Genomic DNA, 22,572 nt, shown 5'->3' on the forward strand with positions numbered 1-22,572 from the left:
TTCGACTGCACAGCGGCAGCTCACGCCACCAGCGCAGCGTCCTCGTCCGCTCCATCGATGCCGCGCTGTGCCTGCAGCAGGCTGATGATCTCGATATTGGGCCGGGCCTTGCTGAACAGAAAGCCCTGGCCTTCGTCGCAGCCTTCGGCGCGCAGGCAGCTCAGCTCGGCTTCGGTCTCGACGCCTTCGGCGGTGATGGTGACGCCAAGGCCTTTGCCGAGGCTGACGATGGAGCGGATGATCGCCTGCGCCTCGCGGTTGGCGCCGAGATCGCGCACGAAGGACTGGTCGATCTTGATCTTGTCGAACGGGAAGCTGCGTAAGTAGCTGAGGCTGGAATAGCCGGTGCCAAAATCGTCCATCGAGATGCGCACGCCGAGCGCGCGCAGCGCATGCAGCGTCGCCAGCACCTGCGCGCTCTTCTCCAGCAGCAGCGTCTCGGTGATCTCGAGCTCGAGCCGCCGCGGCGGCAGGCCGGAATATTTCAGCGCGTCCGTCACCATCGAGAGCAGGTTGCCGCTGCGGAACTGCAGTGGCGACAGATTGACCGCGACGCGGACGTCGTCGGGCCAGGTCGCGGCATCCAGGCACGCCCGGCGCAGCATCAGGCCGCCGAGCGGATTGATCAGGCCAGTGTCTTCCGCGACCGGAATGAACTCGGCCGGCGAGACCATGCCGCGCTCGGCATGGGGCCAGCGCACCAGCGCCTCGAAGCCGGTGATGCGGCCGCTCTGGAGGTCGACCAGCGGCTGATAGTAGGGGCGGAGCACGTCGTTCTGGATCGCATCGCGCAGCTCGACCTCGATCTTGCGGCGGCTCTGCGCTTTTGCATCTAACGCGGCCTCGAAGAAGGCGAAGGTGCCGCGCGCATCCAGCTTGGCGCGCGACAGCGCCATGTCGGCGCTCTTGAGCAGTTTCTCGGAATCGTCGCCGTCGCCCGGCGCCATCGCGATGCCGATGGAGGCACCGATCACCACGGAATGGCCGTCGAGCAGATAGGGATCGGAGATGGCCTCGAGCAGCCGCTTTGCGAGCCCCACCGCGTCTTCCGGCCGGGCCAGCCCGCTCTGCACGATCGCGAACTCGTCGGAGTTGAGGCGCGCCAGCGCGTCCTCCTCGCGCAAGGTGGAGCGCAGGCGCTTGGCGACGCCGCGCAGCAGCTTGTCGCCGACGGCGTGTCCCAGGGTGTCGTTGACCGCCTTGAAATTGTCCAGCCCCAGCATCAGCACCGCGACCTTCTCGGCGCTGCGGCGCGTATGCAGCAACATCTCGTCGACCTGCTGGCGCAGCAGATTGCGGTTCGGCAGCCCGGTGAGCCCGTCATGCTGGGCCATGAAGGCGAGCCGCGCCTCGGCGCGCTTGCGCTCGGTGATGTCCATCAGCGCGAGCAGCACCGCCGGCCGCTCGGCATAGGTCAATTCGCGGGAATAGATCGCAAGATCGATCAGCGCGCCGTCCGCCTTGACGTGCTTCCAGGTGCGGCCGGCCTGTTCCTCGCCGGTCACATCAATGGTCCAGGGCGGCTCGCTGTCGAAGGCCTGCAAGGAGCGGATCTTCAGCTTCTCGAATTCGCTACGGCTATAGCCATAATGCGCGATCGCGGCGTCGTTGACGCCGAGGATGCGCTCGTCGTCGAGCGCGCAGATGATCATGGGAACGGGATTGCCGTCGAACAGCAGGCGGAACGAGGCCTCGCGCTGCTTCAGCTCGGTGATGTCGACGCGCAGGCCGACGACGCCGCCGTCGTCGGTCAGCCGCTCGTCGATGAGGATGACGCGGCCGTCCGCCAGCTTCTGCTCGTGGCGTTCGCCGGGCTGATAGAGCCTTTGCAGCCGCTCGGCGATCCACTCGTCCTCATGGCCTTCGGCCTCGGGATAGTCGCCGCGCGCGACGCCGACACGCAGCGTGTCTTCGAGGCGCGCGCCTTCGGCGAAGAGGTCGGCGGTCTTGCTGTAGATCTCGGCGTATTTCTTGTTCCAGAGGACGTAACGGCCCTCGGCATCGAGGAACACGATGCCCTGCGGCAGGATGTCGATGGCCTGGCGCAGCCGCTCATGGGCCTTGCGCGCCTCCGCGATCGCGGCATCCGCTTCCGCGCGGCTCTGCACGAGTTCGTCCTGTGCAACGGGCGGATGCGGGGCGCGCGCGAATCGCGGCTTGCGCGGCCGGTTGCCGGCCGTACCAAGCTCGTTGCGCTTTCGCCTTTTTTGTTTTCGAGACCCCAAACTCAACGTCACATGTCCCAGTCGCGCCCTGTGGCCGCAAGTTGTGGGGCAAGTGTCTGAAAAAAAAGTAATCTTCGCCGGGCTGGCCGCGGCACCGCGTACCCTTCACCGGCATGTCTGCCTGTTTGCGAGGCGCAAAATGCGCCGGCCGACGCGTCAAACCCAATCCGCCGTCGCAATCGGAAACATGCGCTGGCGCAAAATTACGCGCGCGCTTGAATCATTTCCGAATTGGCACGCGATTGCATGCGGGCCGCGGCGTTCCCTCACTCCGCGCACGAATTTTGGTCAATGCAGGATACGGTTATCGCGCCGTTAAAAATGCGGCCGGCCGACGAAAGAAACTGCGACTTTCGAATGACCCTAGTTGGAAATACGGATCGTCGTGTTGCGCGCGCCCTCGCGCTGGACCAGCGCGAACAGGGTTGCCGCATGTGCGGGGTGGAGCCTGATGCAGCCATGCGAGGCCGGTCCGCCGAGGCGCGAGATGTCGGTGGTGCCGTGGATGGCGAAGCCGTGGTGGAAGAAGATCGCGTGCGGCATCGGCGAATTGTAATATTTGCGCGAGAAATAGCGCCGCATCATCACCTGCGGACGGAAGGTGCCGCTCGGCGTGCCGTAGCCCCTGCGTCCCGTCGAGACCGGCCATGCGTAGCGCGGTGCGCCGTCGACACGCACCGACATGCGCTGGGACGATTTGTCGATGTCGACCCTGAGATCGGCCTACGCCGGGGTCGCGATGAGCGGGGCCGCTACAAAAGCGGCCATAGCGGCCCGCCTCGCGAGCCGCACCACAACAAAAGTCATAATAAAAAGCCCTTTGCCTCAAGGGCATGATGTTGCCGGGAGCCAGCGGCTGTAAAGACGCCGTGAGATCGCGCCCTCGCGACAAGCCTAATTCTTAACCCTGACGCGGCGTTGGGTTATAACGACCGGGCATGAGTCCCCGCCGCATCGCCCCTCTCCTGCTTGTCATGACGCTCCTGGCCGCCGGCGGCGCGCTGGCCCAGGACAAGGGCAGCGTCAACCCGAAGCCGCTGCCGCCGCTCGCCAATCCCAACGATCCGCATCTCGGCGCCAAGGAACTGTTCGCGCGAAAGCTGCTGCCGTCGAAAGGCCCGGCGCATGTGATCGGCTCCTACACCAAGGGCTGCATCGGCGGCGCCGCGCAGATGCCGCTCAACGGCGACAATTGGCAGGTGATGCGGCTGTCGCGTAACCGCAATTTCGGCCATCCCGACATGATCGCGCTGATCAAGCGGCTTGCGGCCAGGGCGCACAAGGATGCGGGCTGGCCGGGCATCCTGGTCGGCGACATCGCCCAGCCGCGCGGCGGGCCGGCGCTGTCGGGCCATGCCAGCCACCAGATCGGTCTCGACGCCGACATCTGGCTGACGCCGATGCCGGATCGCCGGCTCTCGCGCGAGGAGCGCGAGGAGATGTCGGCGGTGATGATGGTGCGCCAGGACCGGCTCGACATCGATCCGAAGGTGTTCACCCCTGGCCATGTGCTGGTGCTGCGCGATGCCGCGCAGGAGCCGGCGGTGCAACGCATCTTCGTCAATGCCGCGATCAAGAAGGCGCTGTGTCGCGAGGCCAAGGGCGACCGCTCCTGGCTGTCGAAGATCAGGCCGTGGTGGGGTCACGACTATCACTTCCACATCCGCATGCGCTGCCCCGCGGGCGCCGGCGACTGCGAGGGCCAGCCGTCGCAGTCCGAGGACGAAGGCTGCAAGGACGCCGATCTCGGCTACTGGTTCTCGGACGCGGTGCTGCATCCCAAGCCCCCGCCGGAGCCGCCGAAGCCAAAGCCGCCGATGACGCTGGCGCAGATGCCGGCGGCCTGCAAGGCGGTGCTGCATGCGGGCGATGCGAAGCCGTAGGGCGTAGCTCGCGTGTGTGCGCGCTGACGCTACAGATTCAGCCGTCGTCCCGGCCTAGTGCGCAATTGCGCACGGGGGCCGGGACCCATACGCCGAAGCGGAAGTTATCGAGCAAAGCGGTAACTCCGGGTCTTCGCCAAACTTCTCCCTGTGGTTATGGGTCCCGGCCCCCCGCGCGCAATTGCGCGCTAGGCCGGGACGACGCGTGGAGAGACGGTGCCTGCTCGCTTGTCCAGGACGACGGTGGGTGGTTTGCACCGCGACATTGCGCTAATATCCGTCCCGCCGCCGTGCCGTAAGCCCGCGGCATCCCGGGATGCGCATCCCGTCTTTCAACAAGCCTGACCGCACGCCTCGCGCCGTTTGCGTGGCCAACGATGGGATTTCACATGCGCGTCCTCTCCTTCCTCGCTGCGCTCCTGCTCGGCGCGACCTCTGCTTTCGCTGCCGATGAGCCGAGCGGCTGCGACAAGTTCAAATGGCCGATCGAGCGCGAGCGCGCCGCGCTGACCGCGCCGGATCGTGCAAAACTCGCTTCGGGGAGCGAGCAGGCGGCCCTGCCCGCATCAGCCATCACGCTCGGGCTGGTCGCCCCGAGCGAAGCGAAACTGCCCTCGCCGCCGGAGCGGGCGCCGAAGGACGGCACCTTTGCCGGCTTCACCAGCATCACGGCGCCGAAGGCCGGCCTGTACACGATCAGCTTGTCCTCAGGCGCCTGGGTCGACGTGGTCCAGGACGGCCATTTCCTCAAGCCCGTCGCCTTCAGCGGCGCGACCGATTGCGACGGCATCCGCAAGACCATGAAATACGAGCTGTCGGCGCAGCCCTTCGTGCTCCAGGTCAGCGGCGCCAGGGACAGTTCGCTGTCGATCGCGATCCTGCCGGCGCAATAGCCCCCTTGGTTGGTCAAACGGTCGCCTTTGACCTGAGGCGCCGGCCTGCTATGTTTGCACCGCGATATCCCTGCCGGCCGTAAGCCGTCGCAAGGACCCGTGGAACAGCGCGTCCGCCCGTCGCGACCCGACTTAACCCAACGCCAGATTTGCGTGCGCAATTGCGCATGCGGGCTCGCACGGAGCGCACCCCATGATTCGTATTGCCGGACTTTTCACCGCCTTTGTCATCCTTGCAGGCGCCACCTTCTCGCCGGCCGCCGCCGAGGACAAGACCATCACCGTGTTCGCCGCCGCCTCGATGAAGAACGCGCTGGACGAGATCGACGCCGCCTACACCGCCAAGACCGGCGTCAAGTTCAGCGTCAGCTATGCCGCGAGCTCGGTGCTGGCCAAGCAGATCGAGCAGGGCGCCCCCGCCGACGTGTTCGTTTCCGCCGACACCGACTGGATGGATTACGCTACTAGCAAGAAGACCATCAACGAGCCTTCCAGAGTCAACTTGCTCGGCAACAGCATCGTGCTGATCGCCCCGAAGGATTCCAAGATCGACAACGTCGCGATCGCGCAGGGTTTTGACCTCGCAAAACTCGCCGGCGACGGCAAGATCGCGACCGGCGACGTCAAGTCGGTGCCGGTCGGCAAATACGCCAAGGCGGCGCTGGAGAAGCTCGGGGCCTGGCAGGCCGCCGAGCCGAAATTCGCGATGGCCGAGAGCGTGCGCGCCGCGCTGACGCTGGTCGCCCGCGGCGAAGCCGCGCTCGGCATCGTCTATTCCACCGACGCCAAGGTCGAGCCAGGCGTGAAGATTGTCGGCACCTTCCCGGCGGATTCGCACCCCGCGATCATCTATCCGGTCGCGGCCACCACGACTGCCAAGCCTGAGACGAACGACTACCTCGCCTTCCTGCGCTCGACCGCGGCCAAGACCATCCTGGAAAAATACGGCTTCAAATTCCTGATCAGCCCGACAACCTGATTTTTGCGACTTGGTTTTTGCGACCTGATATTACGACTTGATGTTCGAGATCTCTCCCGCCGAATGGACGGCGATCCTGCTCTCGCTCAGGGTCGCCGTCGTCGCTACGCTGGTCGCAACGCCGTTCGGCATCGCGCTGGCATGGCTGCTCGCGCGACGTGAGTTCTGGGGCAAGTCGGTGCTCGACGCCGTCGTGCACCTGCCGTTGGTGCTGCCGCCTGTCGTCACCGGCTATCTGCTGCTGCTCACCTTCGGCCGCCGCGGCCTCGTCGGCGGATTCCTGGCGGACTATCTCGGCATCGTCTTCGCGTTCCGCTGGACCGGTGCGGCGCTCGCCTGCGGCGTGATGGCGTTTCCGCTGCTGGTGCGGCCGATGCGTCTGTCGATCGAGGCGATTGACCGCCGGCTCGAGCAGGCCGCGGAGACGCTTGGCGCTGCGCCATGGAAAGTGTTCTTCACGGTGACGCTGCCGCTGGCGCTGCCCGGCGTGCTTGCCGGCATGGTGCTGGGCTTTGCCAAGGCGATCGGCGAGTTCGGCGCCACCATCACCTTCGTCTCCAACATTCCCGGCGAGACCCAGACGATTTCATCCGCGATCTATTCGCTGATCCAGACGCCGGACGGCGATGCCGCGGCGGGCCGGCTCGTGATCGTCTCGATCGTGATCGCGATCGGCGCGCTGATCGCGGCCGAATGGTTCGCCCGCCGCGCCACGCAACGCCTGCACGGGAATTGACCATGCTGCGGGTCGACATCGAAAAACAGCTCGGCGAGTTCTCGCTTCACGCGTCCTTCACCGGCGAAGGGCGCGTCATCGGCCTGTTCGGCGCCTCGGGCGCGGGCAAGAGTTCGCTGGTCAACATGATCGCCGGGCTGTTGCGGCCCGACCGCGGCACCATCGTGATCGACGGCGAGACCGTGGACGACACCGCGGCCGGCATTCACGTGCCCACGTACCGCCGCCGCATCGGCTATGTGTTCCAGGATGCGCGGCTGTTTCCGCATCTGAGCGTTGCGCAGAACCTCGACTACGGCAGGCGGATGAACGGACTTGCCCCCGATCCTGCGCAACACAGGCGCATCATCGACCTGCTCGACATCGGCGCGCTGCTTGATCGCCGCCCCGGAAAGCTGTCCGGCGGCGAGCGCCAGCGCGTCGCGCTCGGCCGCGCGCTGCTGTCGAAGCCGCGCCTATTGCTGCTCGACGAGCCGCTCGGTGCGCTCGACGAGGGCCGCAAGCTGGAGATCCTGCCCTATCTGGTGCGGCTGCGCGACGAGGCCAATGTCCCCATGGTCTATGTCAGCCACGACGCCGCCGAACTGCGCCAGCTCGCGACACAGATCGTGATGCTGAAGCAGGGCCGCGTGACGTCGTTCGGCGGGGTCAAGGTGCTGACGTAGAGCCGTCGCCGCGGATGGCTACCAGCCGCGGTCGACGTTGCGGACCTCGCCGGTGCGGGCATCGACATCAACTTCCATCCAGCGCCCGGCGCGATCGCGGCCTTCGATCTGCCATTCATCGCCGAGGAACTGGGTGTGAGAGACCGTCATGACGCCGATGTCGGCCGCGACATCGAGCGCGACCTGCATCGAGACCTGGTCGCCGGTGTCATAGGCCATCGCCGGCGCAGCCGATCCAAGACCGATCGCGACGATGGCAGGTAGGATGAAACTTCGCATGGAACTGCTCCCGTCAAAGACGTTGACCGTCACGCGAAGAACGAGCCACGCCGCGGAGCGTTCCGGATGCGGGGGTCACGAAGCCGCGCAAATCTTCGGCGGTTGCGGCGATTTGGTGGCGGTTGTCTGGCAATGTCATCGTGGCGAGGGCGACATTGTATCCCCGCGACGACCTTCGTAGGGTGGGCAAAGGCGCGCTCTTCGCGCGCCGTGCCCACGTCTTCTGCTGGTGGGCACGGCGCAAGGGCGCCTTTGCCCACCCTACGGCAGCGTCAGACCCCCGCCACCGACGTCCACAAATCCGCAAGCTTCTTCCGCAGCGCCTGCCTGCGCGTCAGCGGCGGCGGTGTCTCGTCCTCTTCCGGAAGACGCAGGCCGACGACGTTGACGCGGCCGCCGGAGATGCTGCGCGCGACGAGGACGATCTCGTCCAGCGCGAGCTCGGCGCCTTCCTTTGGCGCGCGGTCGAGATGGACGTCGAAATAGTCGGCGAGCGTCAGCTTGCTCTCGTCGTCGCTCACCTTGACGCCGTAGATCCCGGCCAGCTCCGCCAGCGTGTGCTCGCCGGAGACCATGAAGTCGCCGAGCAGATGCGGGTCCGGCGCCGAGCTCGGCTGCATGTCGACGAAGAAGCGGTCGAGCGACTCGGCCTTTTCCGGCGGCGCCAGCAGATAGATGTAGTCGCCGGGCGCGATCGGATCGGCTTCCGTGGGCGTCAGGATGTTCTGGTTGCGGATCACCAGCGTCGGCTTGGACCAGGACGGGATCAGGCCGCGGCGGAAATACAGGCTCTTGGGGCGCACCGGGTAGCCGACCAGCTGCTGCTCGAGCTGGCCGGGCAGATCGAGCTCGACGCGGCGCGGACCGCGCTCGGCGCGCGGCAGCGCGACGTGCAGCTTGCGCGCGGCGGGCGCCAGCGTCCAGCCTTGCAGCAACAGCGAGATGATGACGACGACGAAGGCGACGTCGAAATAGAGATAGGCCTTCGACAGGCCCACCAGCATCGGGATCGAGGCCAGGAAGATCGCGACCGCGCCGCGCAGGCCGGTCCAGGCGATGAAGATCTTTTCGCGCCAGTTGAAGCGGAACGGCGCCAGGCACACGAACACCGCGAGCGGCCGCGCGACCAGCATCAGGACGAGCGCGACGGCGACCGCCGGCAGCACGCTGGCCCCTAACCGGCTCGGCGAGACCAAAAGGCCGAGCAGCACGAACATCACGATCTGCGCCAGCCAGGTCGCCGCATCCAGGAAGGTCACCACCGAATTATGCGCACGCGTCGGCCGGTTGCCGATGATGATGCCGGCGAGATAAACCGCGAGGAAGCCCGAGGCGTGCATGATCTGCGAACCGCCGAAGATCACCAGCGCTGCGGTCGTGACGAACGGCGCGTGCAGGCCCTGCGGCAACGCGACCTTGTTGAGCGCGATGACGACGAGGCGCCCGCCGAAGAAGCCGACGACGGCGCCCAGCACCGCCTCCTGCAAGAACTCCATCAGCACGTGACCCGCCGTGCCCGTTCCTAGCGAGATGTACTCGACCAGCATCAAGGTGAGGAAGATCGCGAAGGGATCGTTGGTGCCGGACTCCGCCTCCAGCGTCGCGCCGACGCGCGGACGCAGGCGCAGGCCCTGGGTGTGGACCAGCAGGAACACCGCGGCGGCGTCGGTCGAGGCCACGACGGCGCCGACCAGCAGCGCTTCCGTCCAGTTGAGATCGAGCGCGTATTTGGCGAACGGCGCCGTGACCAGCGCGGTCAGAAGCACACCGACGGTGGCGAGCACGAGGGACGGGGCGAGCACGGTGCGGATGCTGGCAAAGCGCGTCTTCAGGCCGCCGTCGAACAGGATCAGGGCCAGCGCCACCGAGCCGACCAGATAGGTCGTGCCGACGTCGTTGAACTGGATCTGCCCGGGACCGGAATCTCCCGCGAGCATGCCGATGGCCAAGAACACGAGCAGCAAGGGCGCGCCGAAGCGCAGCGCAAGCAGGCTCGACAGGATACCGGCCATGACGAGGACGGCGCCGAGCAATATGGTGAGGCTGAAGGAGTCGAGGGAGGCCATCCACCTTCCGGGTAAAAATCGCTGGATTTGCATCCTTATCGTCGGCAGACTCGCGCGCCAACCCATTTTCTTCCGCTCGCGGCAATCTGCCCGTATTTTGCGGCCTTAACGCGCTTCACTTCGCGGTGTATCGATGTCCGGGCAGCACCCTCTGTGGGATTCTGCGGCGCCCTCGAATCAATCTTCCCCCGCTTCCCGACGAGACCGATGGACATGGACCTCAAAGACTTCATGGAGTTCGTGCAGACGACCGCACGCAGCGTCGGGGCGGAGATCTCCTCACCCTGGTTCTACCTGCAATTTGGCCTGATTCTCGCGGCAGCCGGCATCGCCTATGCCGCGGAGGCCGGCATCCGCAATCGCGTCGACATGACATCGCTGGCCATGGGCTGGCCGCTGCCGCTCCGGCACTTCTCGCGGGTGATGATGTCGAGCGCCTCGACGGCGGTGTTCACCCTGCTGGTGATCATCTCGCGCGTCGTGATGTACCACGCGACCTGGCCGAGCCGCTCCTATCTCCTGATGGTCGCCGCCAAGATGGGGCTGGCCTGGCTCGTGATCCGGCTGGTGACCTCGGTGCTGCGCAACGCCTTCATCGTCAAGCTGGTGTCGATCACGGCCTGGTTCGTCGCGGCTCTGTCCATCATCGGCCAGCTCGACACGACCGTCGATCTGCTCGACTCCTTCGCGATCGTGCTCGGCGGCCTCAGGCTGACGCCGCTGCTGGTGATCAAGGCCGGCGCGCTGCTGCTGATCGCGCTATGGGCCACCAACATCGCGAGCAATTTCGCCGAGAGCCGGATCAACTCGACCACCGACCTGACGCCGTCGGTGCAGGTGCTGCTGGTCAAGATCATCCGCATCGGACTGCTTGCCGTCGCGATCGTCATTGCGCTCGGCGCGGTCGGCATCGATCTGTCCGCGCTCGCGGTGTTCTCCGGCGCGGTCGGCGTCGGCATCGGTATCGGCCTGCAGAAGATCGTGGCCAATTTCATCTCGGGGATCATCCTGCTCGCCGACAAATCGGTGAAGCCCGGCGACCTCGTCACCATCGGCGACAACACCGGGCGGATCAGCGCGATGAAGACGCGCTATATTTCCGTCGCCGCCGGCGACGGCCGCGAATTCCTGGTGCCGAACGAGGACCTGGTGACGCAGAAGGTCGTCAACTGGACCTATACCGACAAGAACACGCTGGTGAAGATCGCCTTCGGCACCAATTACGACGCCGACCCGCGCCTGGTCACCAAGCTCGCCGCCGAGACCGCCGCCGCCCATCCGCGCGCCACCAAGGGCAAGGCGCCGAACAGCATTTTGACCGAGTTCGCGGAAGCCGGCATGAAGTTCTCGCTGACCTTCTGGATCGCGGACCCCGACGGCATGGACAACGTCAAGAGCGACGTGATGCTGGCGCTGTGGGACGCCTTCAAGCGCGAGGGCATCCGGGTTCCCTACCCCGTCCGCGAAATCCGCGTCCGCGGCGGCGCCCTGCCGGTGGAAACCACCGTAGAAGTCCCGAATTAGGCCCGGTTTTGGGCGCAAAAGGTACGCCCAGCTTGCATGAAGGCCCGCGATCATTAGATTAGGGCCTGAAATCAAGCCTTTTCCGCCACATCCGAGCCCGCAAAGACCTGACCCGCATGAGCTACGTCGAAGCCACCGATACCTCCCTGCGCAAGACCGGACAGATCAAGCTGCATGGGCCCGCCGCCTTTGCCGGCATGCGCAAGGCGGGTGCGCTGGTGGCCAAGTGCCTCGACGCGCTCACCGACATCGTCGGGCCCGGCGTGCCCACCTCGAAGATCGACGAATTCGTCCGCGACTTCGCCTTCAGCCACGGCGCCTATCCGGCGACGCTGATGTATCGCGGCTATCGCTACTCGACCTGCACCTCGCTCAACCACGTGGTCTGCCACGGCATGCCCGGCGACCGTCCGCTGAAGGAAGGCGACATCGTCAACATCGACGTCACCTTCATCGTCGACGGCTGGTATGGCGATTCCAGCCGGATGTATGCGGTCGGCCCGATCGCGCGCAAGGCCGAGCGGCTGATCGAAGTCACCTACGAAGCGATGATGCGCGGCATCGCCGCGGTGAAGCCCGGGGCCACCACCGGCGACATCGGCCACGCCATCCAGAGCTTCGTTGAGCCGCAGGGCATGAGCGTGGTGCGCGATTTCTGCGGCCATGGCCTGGGACGCATGTTCCACGACGAGCCGAACATCATCCATATCGGCCGGCCCGGCGAAGGCGTGCAGCTCAAGCCCGGCATGTTCTTCACCATCGAGCCGATGATCAATCTCGGCAAGCCGCATGTCAAAATCCTCTCCGACGGCTGGACCGCGGTGACCCGCGACCGCTCGCTGTCGGCGCAGTTCGAGCACTCCGTCGGCGTGACGGCCACGGGCGTGGAGATTTTCACGCTGTCGGAAAGACACGGCGAGAAACAGATCGGCTGATTGCCGCCATCATCGCAGCGCGATCTTGCCGTCCTCCCGGCCGATGACGTTCTCTCGTCAGAGGTGGACAGGAGTATCGAGTGAGCACGTCGACGCGCCGCAGCTTTCTCGGATTTGTGTCGGCCAGCGCCGCGGGTCTGCTGCCGGGCCGGGCAGAGGCTGCGCCTGCTGCGACCGACAGTGAGCCCGCCTGCATCCTGACGCCGCAGGCGGAGGAAGGGCCGTTCTATTCCGATCCCAAGCTCGTTCGATCCGACATCGCCGAGGGCAAGCCCGGCGTGCCGCTGACATTGCGGCTGCGCGTGATCGAGGCGGGTCCTTGCACCGCGATCAGGGGCGCGCGGGTCGACATCTGGCATTGCGACGCGAAGGGGCTCTATTCGGCCTTTCCCGGCCAGAGCGATGCGCACAACATCGATGCGACCGGCAAGACGTTCTTGCGTGGCACGCAAATCGCTGACGAGGCCGGCTGGGTCACCTTCAACACCATCTATCCCGGCTGGTATGACGGCCGCACCACGCACATCCACTTCAAGGTGTTTCTCGACGACCGCACCGTGCTGACCGGGCAAACCTTCCTGCCCGACGCGCTGAACGAATTCATCTACACCAACGTGCCGGACTATGTCGGCCGCGCACGACAGCGCATGGTGATCAACGCCAACGACCAGGTCATCGAACGCTCCGATCCCCAGCATCGTGCCTTCTGCGCGGTGAAGGAGGAGCGCGACCGCTATGTGGCGAGCCTGACGCTCGGCGTCGATCGCCGCGCGGAGGCGACGATCGGACGTGCCGGCCCACCACCGGGCCTGGGCGGCGGACCGCCGCCGGGACCGCCGCCAGCAGGCATGGGCGGGGCGATGTTCGGACGCCCGATCAAGGACCGATTGGCTGCGCTGGTGCCGGGACTGAAGCGGGCGCGCTGACCCGCTGCCTCAATTGACGGTTGCAAAAGCGCTGCGCGGCGGCGATGCTGCCGTGCGATGCCAGCCAGGACCAGCAGCAAATCCAGCGATCCGCCGAGCAAGCCGGAGGACACGCCGCACTATCACGGCCATCGAGAGCGGCTGCGCGAGCGCTTCTATAGTGCGGGCGCGGATGCGCTCAGCGACTACGAGCTGCTGGAGATGGCGCTGTTTCCGGCGCTGCCGCGGCGCGACACAAAACCGCTGGCGAAGATGCTGATCAAGACCTTCGGCTCGTTCGCCGAGGTCGTGCATGCCCCGGTGGCGCGTTTGCGGGAGATCGACGGCGTCGGCGAATCCGCAATCAACCAGCTCAAGCTGATCGCCGCCGCCGCGCACCGCGTCGCCAAGGGCGAGGTCAACAGCCGCAACGCGCTGTCGTCCTGGAATGAGGTGATCGACTATTGCCGCACCAGCATGGCGTTTTCAGACAAGGAGCAATTTCGCCTGCTCTTCCTCGACAAGCGCAACCAGCTGATCGCCGACGAGGTGCAGCAGACCGGCACGGTCGACCACACCCCGGTCTATCCGCGCGAGGTGATCAAGCGCGCGCTGGAATTGTCCGCGACCGCGCTGATCCTGGTGCACAACCACCCCTCCGGCGATCCCTCGCCCTCGCAAGCCGACATCCAGATGACGAAAGCGATCATCGACATCGCCAAGCCGCTCGGGATTGCCGTGCACGATCACATCATCGTCGGCAGGAGCGGCCACGCCAGCCTGCGCGGGATGCGGCTGATCTAAGGCATTCAAGGCACTTAATTCTTGCTGGTCTTCAGGTGTTCTTCCGCCGCTCTGAAGCCGCTCTTGGCCTTGAGCGTCAAAGCAGTTGGCTGTGGCTTCCATTCGGAAACCAGTTTTTCTGCAGTCGCAAGCTCCGGCTTGGACAGCATTGAAGCCATCTCATCCACGTTTTTCTTGGGAGCGATTTTCGAGAGTTTGAAATACGCAAACGATAGAGAGACGTCTCTCGGCACGCCTTTTCCCGCCGAGTACACGCGGGACAGGCTGAAGAGGGCGCCGGGATATCCCTGATCGCCTGCCATCTTCCACCATTTCAGCGCTTCTTCTGAATTTCCTCGTTTGTCATAGAGGACGGCGACATCGTTTTGGGCAAGCGCATAACCCGCTTCGGCGGAAACAAGCTTGTACTTCAAGGCCTGATCTGCGTCGAAGGCGACAATGCCCGCGCCTTGCCCGTCATAATAACAACCAAGCTTATAGGCGCCCAGAGGATCGTTGGACGCAGCCGATTTTTGAAACCACTCGAATGCCTGCCTGCGATCCTGTTCTGTGCCAATGCCATTATTGTACATCATGCCGACATGATATTGCGCCTCGGCATCTCCTTTATTGGCCAACGCCACCATCGCATTAAGGGTGTCCGCGTCATTCGCCTTGGCGGGCATTGAGAAGAACAAGAGGCACGAAAAGGCCAGGGCCACAAACTTCATGTCAATTCCGATTGAGTTTGAACCATCATATCTTGGTACTCAAAACGGAGAACAGGTTCGCCGCGGGAAGGAAAACGAGGCTGCGGCATCTTCACCTCCCTGGAGCGACGAGTTAAAAATGCAAACCAGATCATCGCGATAACCCGCATATTAGTCTTCACCCCTCCGGCGATCCCTCGCCCTCGCAGGCCGACATCCAGATGACGAAGGCGATCATCGACATCGCCAAGCCGCTCGGGATTGCCGTGCACGATCACATCATCGTCGGCAGGAGCGGCCACGCCAGCCTGCGCGGGATGCGGCTGATCTAGGCCCCCGAATCAAGTAGCAAGAACAGCATGAGCGACTGGCTGCACAATCTGCCGGTGCCCTGGATGGCGCTGGTGATCTTCGGTTTCACCTATCTGCTGACAGCGGTGGTGTTCGTTTCCATCGCGCTGGTCGCAACGGAAGAGCGCGCCAAATCGCTCAAGGCGATCTCGCCGGGCATGCTGCCGGTGCTCGGCATCATCTTCGGCCTGTTCGTCGCCTTCACCGCGGCGCAGGTCTGGGGCGACAGCGACCGCGCCAGCGCCGCGGTGAGCCGCGAGGCCAGCGCGCTGCGCAGCGCCGTGCTGCTGGCCGCGGGCCTGCCGGCGGAGCAGGATGCGAAGCTGCGCAGCCGCATCCGCGACTATGTCGAACAGGCCGTCGCGGTGGAATGGCCGATGATGGCGCACCAGGAGGCTTCGCTGAAGGTGACGCCGCCGGCGCTCGCCGATGCGCTGCAGCTCGTCATCACGATGACGCCGCAAGGCACCGGTCAGGCCAATGTGCAGCGCGAGCTGATCGCCGCGCTGGAGCAGGCGCTGGATGCGCGGCGGCAGCGGATCATCGTCAGCCTCGCCGCGGTGAACCCGGTCAAGTGGTGGTGCCTGTACCTCCAGGCCGCCTGCGCGCTGCTGGTGATCGGCCTCGTCCATTGCGACAACCGCCTGGGATCGGCGGTCGCGATGGGCCTGTTCGCGACCGGGGTCGCGACCTCGGTCCTGCTCATCGCCGCGCACGACCGGCCGTTCGCCGGACAGATCTCGATCCAGCCGGATCCGCTGCTGCAAGTCATGCCGACGGACCCCGGCAAGTAGACCGCCCCGCGGTCGCGCCCATCGGTGCACCGCTTCTCGCCTAGACCGCGTCGCGACGCGCGGCGGGCGATGCCCGGCGTCAATCGAACGCGGCAAGCAACGATTTCAGCGCCGTGAGGTCCTCGGGAATGGTTTTCTTCAGCTCGCGTTCGCAGATGGAATCGAAGCGCTGCGATCCGACATCGAGGCTCATGTCGAGCTCGCCGTTGAAATAGAGCGGACAATGCTTGGCACCTCCGGCCTTCCGCTTGTGCGTGCCGCGATCCGCCAGGATGCCGGTCAGCCCCTGCACGATCGCATTCGCGATCATGTGGTCTGCCCCGGGGCCATGGGTCGGCTTGTCCTCGTACAATGCTCCGAAGATGATGATGTTTTCCCCTCCCTGGTCGGGCCACCAGCAGATGTAATCGGTGTACGTCTTGCCGTCCTGCTGGAACATCAGCGGCTTGTCGACGATGCAGAACAGGAAATCGACGCCGAGCTCCTGGCGCTTGTTGTTCAGCCCGCGCGCGGCAATGTCGGCATTCAGTTGCAGTCCGTCCCCTTTCGGGCGCTGCCAGGCGCCGAGCGGGACCGAAATGTCGACGACCTCGAAGCCGTAGCGGCCCTGGACGCCGTTCAGGCGCTGGACGGTGTGCTCGAGCTCGGGGAAGACGTGGTTGACGTCCCACACCGCCACGCGGAACTTGTGCCGGATCGTGGCGCTTCTGGCGCTGGAGGAAACCAGCGGCGTCAGCAGCACGTCCTTGGGCAGCTCGCGCAACTCGCAAATCCGCCCCTCCGGATCCCGCGCATAGACCACCGGAACGGCCCAGTCGATCGTGTCGTGACTGGTCGAGTAATTGACCGCGATCCGCGCTTCCCGGGCCGCGCTGCCGAACGTCGCTCCCTGCGCCAGCGACCAGTAGAAATGCTGCGAGAATTCGGTCGCGGCGTCGTCGCGGACACTGAATTGGTTCGCCACCACGGCCGGAACACCGTTCGCGACCAGCGCCGGCGCGATGCCGCGGTTGAAGTCCGCCTTGCGCTTGGCCTTGCCTACCGCCTCGCCGCGCCCGGTCTCGCACGCGTTGAGAAACACGAGCTGGATGCCGCGCTGGCAGAGGATTTCGCAGGCATTGCGCGCGCCGACCTCGAGCACGGCGCCCTTGTCATCCTCGAACAGCAGGAAGCCCTGCCCGGTTTCGGTGTCGAAGGAGCCGTGGCCGATGAAGTGCACGACGTCGTAGCTGGTCGCCGAGATCCATCGATGCAGCCGCGTCGGCGTCGTCGCGCGCAACACGTCGATCACGACCAGATTGGCATCGATCAGAGGCTGGAAGCTGCGCCTGATGACCGCTTCCTCCTGTTCCGAGGAGAGCTTCGCGGTCCCGATCGGCTGGGCCACGGCCACGAGAATCCGCAGCGGGCCCGGCCTGGGTTTGGCGACCTCGACCGGCATCGCCGTCAGCGCATTGCGGATGAAATGCAGCTCCTGGGTGGCGAGGAATGTCTTGCGGTCCGGATCGAAGGCGAACTCCCAGGGCTTGTCGGCGATCCACGGAATCATCGAGGTGAAGATGACGTTGAGATGTCCGTTACGCTCCTCGCGCGAGCGCGCGACGTCGTAGAGCCGGCGCACTTCTCGCGGAAACAGCGTGTCGAAGAGCAGCGTTCCGTATTTGACGAGCTCCTCATCGGTCGGCGCATCGAAGCCGAGCTTGCCGTCGACATAGCTCTTCATCCGCTCGTGCATGGCGATGATGTCGTGCCAGCGCTGCCCGGCTTCACCACCCCTGGCCGTGAAGGGCTCGACGATGCGGGCACCGCCATAGGTCGCCAGCAACTGATACGGCTGCGGCGTGACGACACCAGCCTTTCCGCTCTTGCCCGATTTGACCTTGGCTGACTTGATCTGGCTCGACTTGACCCGACTTGACCTGGATCGGCTTGACTTGGCCTTAGCCGGCTCGGTGTTGCCGGCCTCGTCCGCGTCGTCTTTCTGCTCGAGCGGCCGCGGCGCTATCAAGGTGAGTTGCAGCGCGTCGCTGAACACCGAGACTTTGGAAGGTGCGGAGAGCGGCGGCGGCGCAGCCGCGGCCTGGGCAGGTGCCGGCGGCGGAGGCGGCAGCACCGGTGTCGCCTGCGGCGCCGGCAGCGGAACGGCCAGCCGTTCACCCATGCCCCGCCGGCCTCGGCTGTCGGGAAGCATCAGCGCGGGATTGATCGGCGGCAATCCATGCGGCGTTCCCGCAAGCGCCTCGGTCAGGAAGCTCGCAGTCTCGGAACGGCCGAAGAAGTTCAGGTGATGCACCGCCGGCAGATTGGCGGGAAAGTTTCCGCCCGGACCGAAGCAGCCGATCCGCTCGCCGGGGATCGAGGGCTGCCCGTCGGCGCGATCGATGAGCCATCCGCCCGCGCTCGGCACGACAAGATCGTTGGCGCCGCCGAAGAAGGCGTCGACGCCGACATCGGCCATGCGCGCGAGGATATTGCCGCTCGGGGTGAAGTTCGAAACCAGGGCGGAGTAGGCCGACGCCGGCGGCGGGGGCGGCTCTTGCAGATCGGCCACCATCTCTCCGCCGGTGTCCATCGCCGCAATGCCGGGCAAGGCGCCGCCCGCACGCTGCGCGATCCACACCACCGCATCGGCGACGAGCCCCGCACCGAAGGTGAACGGGTTGTCGGGAAAGAGCTCGAGCAGATTGGCCAGCCAGCCGATGGTGGCCTCCCACCGGGCGGGCGTCGCCAGCGGCGTGCCGTCATTCGGCGAGGCGACCAGCACGGCATGGCGCAGCTTGAAGCGGCTGGAGGCGTTCCCGAACGCGCTTCTGCGCTCGACCAGATTTCGCAGCACGAGACCGCCGCGCGAATAGGTGATCACGTCGAACTCGGTCTCCCGGTCGGGCAGCCCGTCGAGCAGCTCCCTGGCATTGTCCTCCGGCGTCTTGCTGACGGTGAAATGATCGAAGGCATAGATGCGATCGCCATACGTCGCCTGCAGCCGCGCGAACAATTGCGGGCTCGCGAGCTCCTTGAAGGACGATGTGGTGTGCGAGAACGTGCCGTGAAGAAACAGCAGCGCGCGTCCGGCAGGACCGCTTGCCGCGGGCTTGCCCGGCTGCAACGTGCCGGATCTCAGCGAATTCTCGTCGAGCCTGAACCAGCCTTCGGAGAGGCCCGCCCTCCTCCACAGTGCCGCCTCGACCTTGGCGGCGAGCTTGGGCAGGAGCGCATCCGCGATCTTGCCGGTCACCTTCAGGACGGCGAACTTGATCGCCGAGCTCACGGCACCGCGCCGTTCTCCCGCTATCGCGGCACCTCGCAGGGGGACGCGGAAGCGCAGGCTGACCGGCGCCGCCGATCGCCGGCCGCGCCTGTCCATCTCGACCTCCGGCCCGTGGAAGGTGAGCGCGCCGGAGGCGTGCCTGATCGCCAGCGCGTAGGTGCTGCCCGCCTCCGGGACGACGGAGAGATCGATCAACGGCACCCCGGCGCGCCGGCGCGCGGCCTTCGGCGCAAGCTCCATGGTGCGATCGATCTGCACCTGCGACGCGATGAACATGTCCGGGATGACCGGTGACGGCTCTGCTGCCCGGCGACGCGTCGAGCGGCGGCCGCCTCCCGCGCTTTCGGCAACCACGGTCCATTCATCGGCATTGTTCAGCACCACCGAGCGCGCCATGCGAGCCTGCCCTTTCGAGAAGTGCGGATCAGGACGAACCGGCTCATCGACAAATGTCGGGCCGCATTCGAGGAAAAAATCAGGTCAATATACTACTTGTAGTTTATGATGAAAAATGCATCACGTAAAGATTGGAAATCGCGACGAACGCGCGCAGCGCGCATGTCGCGCGCCTGTCTCAATCCGGCAGCCGAGATGCGCAGCAGGCAGTCGGCGAGAAAATCTTGAAGCGGCAGGCCGGCCGCTCGCGTCATCTTCGGCAGCAAGACCTATTCAGTAGCAATAACGGGGATCGACCCGGACGTAGTAGCCATCGGGCCGCTGCATGTAGCAGCCGCGCTGATAGGCGTAATAACCGGAGCGGCGGCGCTCGCCCTCGGAGGCGATCGCGGCGCCCGTGCCGGCACCGACGACGGCGCCGATGGCCGCACCGCGACCTCCACCGAGCGCGCCGCCGAGGATCGCTCCGCCGACACCGCCGATGATCGCGCCGCCGATGGCATCCTGGGCCGCCGCCTCATGCACCGGCACCGCCATCGCGACCGTCAGACAAGCCGCGATTCCGAAACTTCCAATGCGAAGACCTCGAAACATGCTGCTCTCCCTGTGGTGAGCCGAGTCTTAGCGCCCGGCGGGGCTTCGGGCCAGATCAAATCGCCTTCCGTCCATCCCGAGGCGCGGAGGAATGTCGCCCTGGTCCCATCCCCCCGCGGGATGCCGGTCGCGCCGGCCTCATTTGTCGACCGCGAAGGCCAGCACGATCCTTTCGGGTGTCTGCTTGAAATCCTTGGCGACGGCGTCGCGGACGAGCCCTGCGAGTTCGTTCAGCGGCTTGTTTTCATAGACGCGCGGGAATTGAACCGTCACCGACACCAGCCTGCCATTGTGCCAGTTGAAGCCGACCGCCGGCTTGACACCGGTCGATTGCTCGAGGTCGGTCTCCACGGCTTTCGATTGCTTGAAGCCCTCCGTCACCGTGCTGACGGCATCGCAGCTTGCAAGGATCGTTGCGCAGACGAGCAGCAGCACAAATCTGGACATGAGATTCCCACCGGTGATGACGAGGCACATGATTGTTCGACAATCTCGCCGACGTCAACGGGTGGTTGTGCTGAAGGATTGATGCCCGCCGGCTCGAACCGGCCGTGAGCCGGTCATCCCGGTTCGATCCAGCGCTGCACGGCCTCGGCGGTGTCGGCCGGCGTGGTGTTGAAGCAGATCGCGGCCTCCGGCGCGAGGCGATGGACGAGGTTGAGCACCTTCTCGAACAGCAGCAGACGCTCCTTCGGCTCGCGCAGACCGGCGCCGATCACGATGCAGTCGAAACGCTCCTCGCGCAGCGCGGCGGTCACGGCGGCTTCCGCGGCCGCGTCGAGGTCGATCAGGCAGCTCGTGACCTCGAAGCCGCGATCGCGCAGACGCAACAGCTGCGCCTCGATGTAGTCGCGCACGAGCTCCGGCGTGAGCTGCGGGAATGCGCTGTAATCCGCAACGCCGGGCTCGATGCCGATCGCGAGGACACGCTTGGCCATGCAGGCCTCCTTGCCGAACCGTGTCCGTTGCTAACGGGCGGACGACCCTGCGGGTTCCCCGGTGGGCGATCCGCTCCGTGCCGCCAATTTTCCCGCAAGAGCTGTAAGCCATTTCACATGCGCAGAGCCGGCGACCTGCCAGACTCGCGGAGATAACGCTGAAGTCGCGCGCCGATCATGGCGACCGGTTCATTTTGAGTTGTGCGGAGATTCGATATTTCATCAATTTGCTGGAGCGGAAAATGGTGTCCTTCGAGAGTTTGAGGAGTGAATACGAACGGAATTGGGCCGGTCTCGAGATCCGGCCCGGGCGCCACGCCGACGCGACTGCGGTCGCACGCAAGGCCATCAACGGCAAGGCGACCTATCAGCAGATCGAGCGGCTGACCGGCGTTCCCTGGTATTTCACGGCGCTCTGCCACTATCGCGAATCCAATTTCGATTTCGACACCTATCTCGGCAACGGCGAGTCGCTCCATCGCACGACGACCCTCGTGCCGAAGGGGCGCGGCCCGTTCGCCACTTTCGTGGACGGCGCCGTGGACGCGTTCAGAATCGAGAATTTCGTCGGCGCGCAGGACTGGAGCATCGCGCGGATGCTGTTCCGGCTCGAGGCGTTCAACGGCTTCGGCTACCACGCCAAGGGCGTGAACTCGCCCTATCTCTACGGCGGCTCGAACCTGTACGGCCCGCCCGAGGCGAGGGCCGGCAAATTCGTCCGCGATCACGTGTTCGACCCGAACCACCTCGATTCCCAGCTCGGCACCGCCGTGATCCTGCATGCGATGCAGTCGCTGGATTCCTCGATCACGCTCGACGGCAGCCCGCAATTCGCAGCCCGCATCGAGCCGGAGGACGATGCGGCCTCGACGGTCGTCCTGATGCAGCAGGCGCTCAACAGGCTCGGCGCCAATCCGCCGCTTGCCGAGGACGGCATCAGCGGCCCGAAGACCAGGGCCGCGGTCTCGCAGTTTCAACAGCAGAACGGCCTCAGGGATACCGGCCTCCTCGACGGCGCCACGGTCGCCGCCATCACGCGCGCGACACAGCCCGGAGGGGTCATGCAGAGCGGCGACCTGTCCCAGGTCCTGAAGCGGCTGGAAGACCTCGCGCAGGTGCTGCGACCGTCAGCCGGCGGCGGAACGATTCCGGGACCGACGACATCGGGCAATACGCTGCCCGCCACCAACGATCCGATCAACCTGTTCGAACGGCTGTTCTCCCTCGTCAACAAGACGACGCCCATGCCAGGACCGGTGGCCCCGACCAACCCCGCCCCCGTCGATCAATTGAAGCAGGTCGTCGACCTGCTCAGCACGCTGCTCAACAAGAACGGCAAGCCCGTGCTCGGCCAGGTCAACGGCGCGATGGGCGAGACCATCGGCAAGCTGCTCGACGGCAAGAAGACCGCGCTCGGCATCGGCGGCTCGCTCATCACCGCACTCCTCTCCTCGGTGACGGCGAGCCCCAATGCGGGAGGTCTTGCCGGGCTGCTCGGCACGATCGTCTCGGCGGTGCCGGGCCTCGGTCAGTTCGCGATGCCGATCTCGCTCGCGCTCACCGTCTGGGGCGTGCTCGGCAAGCTGGAGAAATGGGCGCAAGGCACCGCACCGCCGCCGAAGGTGACGACGTAGCCGCGGCCATCCTT

General features: G+C 65.5%; 21 protein-coding genes and 1 pseudogene. 12 read left to right on the forward strand and 10 right to left on the reverse strand.

What is annotated here, in order from left to right:
- Positions 1–20: 20 nt before the first annotated feature.
- Positions 21–2,225: an EAL domain-containing protein gene (locus XH79_RS12010; protein ID WP_442869950.1), complete on the reverse strand. Its 2,205-nt coding sequence runs from the start codon at positions 2,223–2,225 to the stop codon at positions 21–23.
- Positions 2,226–2,588: 363 nt separating this feature from the next.
- Complete coding sequence (locus tag XH79_RS12015) at positions 2,589–2,930, reverse strand: L,D-transpeptidase (RefSeq protein ID WP_271581850.1); 342 nt, start codon at positions 2,928–2,930, stop codon at positions 2,589–2,591.
- Positions 2,931–3,163: 233 nt separating this feature from the next.
- Here XH79_RS12015 and mepA point away from each other — a divergent pair, with 233 nt between their 5' ends.
- From mepA to modC, 5 genes are all read left to right on the forward strand, one after another.
- Positions 3,164–4,108, forward strand: coding sequence for a penicillin-insensitive murein endopeptidase (gene mepA / locus XH79_RS12020; protein WP_271581796.1), 945 nt, complete (start codon positions 3,164–3,166; stop codon positions 4,106–4,108).
- A 389-nt stretch (positions 4,109–4,497) separates the two neighbouring features.
- Complete coding sequence (locus XH79_RS12025) at positions 4,498–5,001, forward strand: hypothetical protein (RefSeq protein WP_271581797.1); 504 nt, start codon at positions 4,498–4,500, stop codon at positions 4,999–5,001.
- Between the two features lie 193 nt (positions 5,002–5,194).
- Entirely contained in the window at positions 5,195–5,980 is a 786-nt protein-coding gene (gene modA / locus XH79_RS12030) for a molybdate ABC transporter substrate-binding protein (RefSeq protein WP_271581798.1), read from the forward strand.
- 40 nt (positions 5,981–6,020) lie between these two features.
- Positions 6,021–6,716, forward strand: coding sequence for a molybdate ABC transporter permease subunit (modB, locus tag XH79_RS12035; protein ID WP_271581799.1), 696 nt, complete (start codon positions 6,021–6,023; stop codon positions 6,714–6,716).
- Positions 6,717–6,718: 2 nt separating this feature from the next.
- The gene (modC, locus tag XH79_RS12040) at positions 6,719–7,381 is read left to right on the forward strand and encodes a molybdenum ABC transporter ATP-binding protein (protein WP_271581800.1); all 663 of its coding nucleotides are present in this window, start codon (positions 6,719–6,721) and stop codon (positions 7,379–7,381) included.
- Positions 7,382–7,399: 18 nt separating this feature from the next.
- Here the strand turns inward: modC and XH79_RS12045 are convergent, their stop codons facing one another.
- Together XH79_RS12045 and XH79_RS12050 are read right to left on the reverse strand one after the other, a co-directional pair.
- Entirely contained in the window at positions 7,400–7,660 is a 261-nt protein-coding gene (locus XH79_RS12045) for a hypothetical protein (protein WP_271581801.1), read from the reverse strand.
- A gap of 272 nt (positions 7,661–7,932) precedes the next feature.
- Positions 7,933–9,726: a potassium/proton antiporter gene (locus XH79_RS12050; RefSeq protein WP_271581802.1), complete on the reverse strand. Its 1,794-nt coding sequence runs from the start codon at positions 9,724–9,726 to the stop codon at positions 7,933–7,935.
- Positions 9,727–9,933: 207 nt separating this feature from the next.
- On the opposite strand from XH79_RS12050, the gene XH79_RS12055 reads away from it, so the two are divergent.
- From XH79_RS12055 to radC, 4 genes are all read left to right on the forward strand, one after another.
- Positions 9,934–11,250: a mechanosensitive ion channel family protein gene (locus tag XH79_RS12055; protein ID WP_212345582.1), complete on the forward strand. Its 1,317-nt coding sequence runs from the start codon at positions 9,934–9,936 to the stop codon at positions 11,248–11,250.
- Positions 11,251–11,366: 116 nt separating this feature from the next.
- Complete coding sequence (map, locus tag XH79_RS12060; protein WP_211404281.1) at positions 11,367–12,185, forward strand: type I methionyl aminopeptidase; 819 nt, start codon at positions 11,367–11,369, stop codon at positions 12,183–12,185.
- Between the two features lie 80 nt (positions 12,186–12,265).
- Positions 12,266–13,111, forward strand: a complete 846-nt coding sequence (locus XH79_RS12065) for an intradiol ring-cleavage dioxygenase (RefSeq protein ID WP_271581803.1) — start codon at positions 12,266–12,268, stop codon at positions 13,109–13,111.
- Positions 13,112–13,168: 57 nt separating this feature from the next.
- Positions 13,169–13,894 carry a RadC family protein gene (gene radC / locus XH79_RS12070; RefSeq protein ID WP_271581804.1) on the forward strand — a complete coding sequence of 242 codons (726 nt, stop codon included), beginning with the start codon at positions 13,169–13,171 and terminating at the stop codon, positions 13,892–13,894.
- Positions 13,895–13,908: 14 nt separating this feature from the next.
- Here the strand turns inward: radC and XH79_RS12075 are convergent, their stop codons facing one another.
- The gene (locus XH79_RS12075; RefSeq protein WP_271581805.1) at positions 13,909–14,604 is read right to left on the reverse strand and encodes a tetratricopeptide repeat protein; all 696 of its coding nucleotides are present in this window, start codon (positions 14,602–14,604) and stop codon (positions 13,909–13,911) included.
- A gap of 158 nt (positions 14,605–14,762) precedes the next feature.
- Here XH79_RS12075 and XH79_RS12080 point away from each other — a divergent pair.
- Positions 14,763–14,915 (forward strand): annotated as a pseudogene (locus XH79_RS12080) (JAB domain-containing protein); the annotation flags it as partial.
- Between the two features lie 27 nt (positions 14,916–14,942).
- Positions 14,943–15,728 (forward strand): bestrophin-like domain, encoded by a 786-nt coding sequence (locus XH79_RS12085; RefSeq protein WP_271581806.1) that lies wholly within the window; start codon positions 14,943–14,945, stop codon positions 15,726–15,728.
- A gap of 79 nt (positions 15,729–15,807) precedes the next feature.
- Here the strand turns inward: XH79_RS12085 and XH79_RS12090 are convergent, their stop codons facing one another.
- From XH79_RS12090 to XH79_RS12110, 5 genes are all read right to left on the reverse strand, one after another.
- Positions 15,808–19,392: a CHAT domain-containing protein gene (locus XH79_RS12090; RefSeq protein ID WP_271581807.1), complete on the reverse strand. Its 3,585-nt coding sequence runs from the start codon at positions 19,390–19,392 to the stop codon at positions 15,808–15,810.
- Positions 19,393–19,484: 92 nt separating this feature from the next.
- Complete coding sequence (locus XH79_RS12095) at positions 19,485–19,658, reverse strand: hypothetical protein (RefSeq protein WP_271581808.1); 174 nt, start codon at positions 19,656–19,658, stop codon at positions 19,485–19,487.
- 7 nt (positions 19,659–19,665) lie between these two features.
- Positions 19,666–19,986 (reverse strand): hypothetical protein, encoded by a 321-nt coding sequence (locus XH79_RS12100; protein WP_271581809.1) that lies wholly within the window; start codon positions 19,984–19,986, stop codon positions 19,666–19,668.
- 138 nt (positions 19,987–20,124) lie between these two features.
- A complete protein-coding gene (locus tag XH79_RS12105) occupies positions 20,125–20,433 on the reverse strand; it encodes a hypothetical protein (RefSeq protein ID WP_271581810.1) in 309 nt (102 codons plus the stop codon).
- Between the two features lie 113 nt (positions 20,434–20,546).
- Positions 20,547–20,924, reverse strand: coding sequence for a hypothetical protein (locus XH79_RS12110; protein ID WP_271581811.1), 378 nt, complete (start codon positions 20,922–20,924; stop codon positions 20,547–20,549).
- A gap of 242 nt (positions 20,925–21,166) precedes the next feature.
- Here XH79_RS12110 and XH79_RS12115 point away from each other — a divergent pair, with 242 nt between their 5' ends.
- Positions 21,167–22,558, forward strand: coding sequence for a peptidoglycan-binding protein (locus XH79_RS12115; RefSeq protein ID WP_212345600.1), 1,392 nt, complete (start codon positions 21,167–21,169; stop codon positions 22,556–22,558).
- The last annotated feature ends 14 nt before the right edge of the window (positions 22,559–22,572 follow it).

The organism is Bradyrhizobium sp. CCBAU 45389 (assembly GCF_028128625.1).
GTDB classification, from domain to species: domain Bacteria; phylum Pseudomonadota; class Alphaproteobacteria; order Rhizobiales; family Xanthobacteraceae; genus Bradyrhizobium; species Bradyrhizobium liaoningense_B.